This is a genomic window from Burkholderia sp. MSMB1078WGS (assembly GCF_001528895.1).
GTDB lineage: Bacteria > Pseudomonadota > Gammaproteobacteria > Burkholderiales > Burkholderiaceae > Burkholderia.
Window position 1 is genome coordinate 1 of record NZ_LPDI01000023.1, and the last position, 3,608, is coordinate 3,608.

Annotated in this window: 1 protein-coding gene and 1 pseudogene; both read right to left on the minus strand. The window is 65.2% G+C overall.

The window, feature by feature from the left end:
- Window positions 1-78 precede the first annotated feature (78 nt).
- Window positions 79-3,270, minus strand: a complete 3,192-nt coding sequence (locus tag WT24_RS03850) for an efflux RND transporter permease subunit (RefSeq protein WP_060031381.1) — start codon at window positions 3,268-3,270, stop codon at window positions 79-81.
- 15 nt (window positions 3,271-3,285) lie between these two features.
- Window positions 3,286-3,608 (minus strand): annotated as a pseudogene (locus WT24_RS03855) (efflux transporter periplasmic adaptor subunit); the annotation flags it as partial.

A 3,608-nucleotide genomic window follows, 5' to 3' on the forward strand; every position in this document is an offset into this window, starting at 1 on the left:
GCTTGTAATGCGGCGCCATCGTGCACCCCGTGGCAAGGAGCGCGACTGCGATTGCAGTCAAAGCGTGTTTTTGCATCGTTACTGCCCCTTCGAATCGTGTGCGTCGTCGCGGCCGCGCTGCAGGTCGGCCTGGACGAGACGCCATGCGTCGTCGACGTTTTCCGTCTCGCCGCCGAAGATCGCGCGAACCCGCACGAAGAACATCGGGATCATGAAAATGGCGAGGAACGTCGCCGTGATCATCCCGCCGATCACGCCCGTGCCGATCGCGTGCTGGCTCGCCGAGCCCGCGCCGTTGCTGACCGCGAGCGGCAGCACGCCCAGCATGAACGCCAGCGACGTCATCAGGATCGGTCGCAGCCGCAGGCGCGCCGCCTCGATCGCCGCACGCACCGGCCCCATGTTCCCGCCTGCCTGAAGCTCGCGCGCGAACTCGACGATCAGGATCGCGTTCTTCGCGGACAGGCCCACGGTGGTCAGCAGGCCGACCTGGAAGAACACGTCGTTCTCGAGGCCGCGCAGCATCGTCGCGAGCAGCGCACCGACCACACCGAGCGGCACGACCATGATCACCGAGAACGGGATCGACCAGCTTTCATACAGCGCCGCGAGACACAGGAACACGACGAGGATCGAGATCGCATACAGGATCGGCGCTTGCGAGCCGGACTGGATTTCCTGGAACGACAGCCCCGTCCACGAATAGCCGATGCCTTCCGGCAGCTTGTTCGCGAGCGCTTCCATCGCGGCCATCGCCTGGCCGGTCGACTTGCCTTCCGCGGCCTGCCCTTGGATCTCGATCGACGACACGCCGTTGTAGCGCTCGAGCTTCGGCGAACCGTAGATCCAGTGGCCGGTCGAGAACGCGCTGAACGGCACCATCCCCCCCGCACTGTTGCGCACGTACCAGATGTTCATGTCTTCCGGCGTCATCCGGAACGGCGCGTCGGCCTGCACGTACACCTTCTTGATCCGGCCGTCGGTATCGAGGAAGTTGTTCACGTACTGCGACGCCCACGCAATCGAGAACGTCTGGTCGATCGCCGCGGCCGTCACACCGAGCGCGTTCGCCTTCTCGCGATCGATGTCGACCTTGTACTGCGGCGTATCGTTCAGGCCGTTCGGGCGCACCAGCGCGAGCGCCGGATCCTTCGCGGCCATCCCGAGCAACTGCCCGCGCGCGGCCATCAGCGCATCGTGGCCGAGACCGGCGTTGTCCGTCAGCTCGAAGTCGAAGCCGGCGGCGGTGCCGAGTTCGGGAATCGACGGCGGGTTGAACGGAATCACCATCGCGTCCTTGTACTGCGAGTAGTGCGCGAAGGTCCGGCCGATCAGCGCCTGCACCTTCTGGTCCGAACGCTGGCGATGCTCGTACGGCTTCAGCTTCACGAACACGAGGCCCGCGTTCTGGCCGCGGCCCGCGAAGCTGAAGCCGTTGACCGTGAATACCGAGTCGACCACGTCCTTCTCGGCGGTCGTCAGGTACGTGTTGATGTTGTCGAGCGTCTTGCCGGTCGTTTCCTGCGTGGAGCCGGACGGAGTCTGCACGATCATGAACATGTAGCCCTGGTCCTCGTCGGGCAGGAACGACTTCGGCAGGCGCACGAACATCACGCCAACCGCGATGAACACGGCGAGGTAGATCACGAGCCAGCGGCCCGAGCGCCGGATCACATGGTTCACGCCGCCCGTGTAGCGATCGCGGCTGCGATCGAAGGTCCGGTTGAACCACCCGAAGAAACCCTTCTTCTCTTCGTGATGCCCCTTTTCGACCGGCTTCAGGATCGTCGCGCACAGTGCTGGCGTCAGAATCAACGCGACCAGCACCGACAGCACCATCGCAGACACGATCGTCAGCGAGAACTGGCGATAGATCGCGCCGACCGAGCCGCCGGAAAACGCCACCGGCACGAACACCGCCGACAGCACGAGCGCCACGCCGACGAGCGCGCCGGTGATCTGGCCCATCGCCTTGCGGGTCGCCTCCTTCGGCGACAGCCCCTCCTCGGCCATCACGCGCTCGACGTTCTCGACCACCACGATCGCGTCGTCGACCAGCAGGCCGATCGCGAGCACGAGGCCGAACATCGACAGCGTGTTGATCGAGAAACCAACGAGGCCCATGATCGCGAACGTGCCGAGCAGCACGACCGGCACCGCGATCGTCGGGATGATGGTCGCCCGCAGGTTCTGCAGGAACAGATACATCACGAGGAACACGAGCACGATGCCCTCGATCAGCGTCTTGACCACCTCCTCGATCGACAGGCGCACGAACGGCGTCGTGTCGTACGGGTAGTGCACGACGAGACCATGCGGGAAGTACTTCGACAGCTCGTCGATCTTGGCCCGCAGCGCGGTCGCGGTCGCGAGCGCGTTCGCGCCGGTCGCGAGCTGGATGCCGAGGCCGGCCGTCGGCTGCCCCATGTATTTCGTGTCGAACGTGTAGTTCTCCGAACCCAGCGCCGCGCGGCCGACGTCCTTCAGGCGAACCTGCGAGCCGTCCTGGTTGACCTTCAGCAGGATGTTGCCGAACTGCTCGGGCGTGCGCAACAGTGTCGATTCGGTGATCGTCGCCTGCAGCACGGTACCCGGCTTCGCCGGCGTGCCGCCGATCTGGCCGCCCGCGATCTGCACGTTCTGCTGCGTGATCGCGGCCGTCACGTCGGTCGGCGTGAGGCTGTAGTTGGTCAGCTTGACGGGGTCGAGCCAAATCCGCATCGAGAACTGCGAACCGAGCAGCAGCGTCTGGCCGACGCCGTTGACGCGGCTCAGCGGATCGAGCACGTGCGACGCCACGTAGTTCGTCAGGTCCTCCTTCGACATCCGGCCGTCCTCGGAGTTGAATGCGAACCACATCAGCCAGTTGCTGCTCGACTTCGTGACCTGCATGCCGAGCTGCTGCACGACCTGCGGCAGGTTCGGCGTCGCGAGCGACAGCTTGTTCTGCACCTGCACCTGGGCGACGTCCGGATTCGTGCCCGGCGAAAAGGTCAGCGTGATCGTCGCGTTGCCCGAATCGTCGCTCGTCGACGACATGTACAGGAAGTTGTCGAGACCGCTCATCTGCTGCTCGATCACCTGCGTCACCGTGTCTTCCACCGTCTTCGCGGAAGCGCCCGGGTAGTTCGCCTGGATCTGGATCGTCGGCGGTGCGATCGTCGGATACTGCGCGATCGGCATCTTGAAGATCGATGCGACGCCGGCCAGCATCAGCACGATCGCGATCACCCACGCGAAGATCGGGCGATCGATAAAGAACTTGGCCATGAAACGGACTCCCTGTTATTGCGTGCTCGACGCGGCGGCCGAACTCGCTGCGGCATGGGCCGCGGTACTCGCCGGCGCGGCGCTTGCCGTCGTGGCGGATGCGGCGTCCGCCGCGGGAGCGAGCTGCGCGGGGACCGTCTTCACGGTCGCGCCCGGGCGCACCTTGTCGACGCCTTGCACGATCACGTGATCGCCCGCCTGCAGACCGCCTTCGACGATCCAGTTCTGGCCGTACGTGCCGGTCGTCGTCAACGGACGTGACTCGACCTTGTTGGCCGCGTTCACCACCATCGCGATCGCCTGGCCCTTCTGGTCGTGCGTGACGCCGATCTGCGGCA

Excerpts from the sequence above, each read along its gene's own strand:
- WT24_RS03850 (WP_060031381.1), bottom strand. The coding sequence starts at position 3,270 with ATGGCCAAGTTCTTTATCGATCGCCCGATCTTCGCGTGGGTGATCGCG.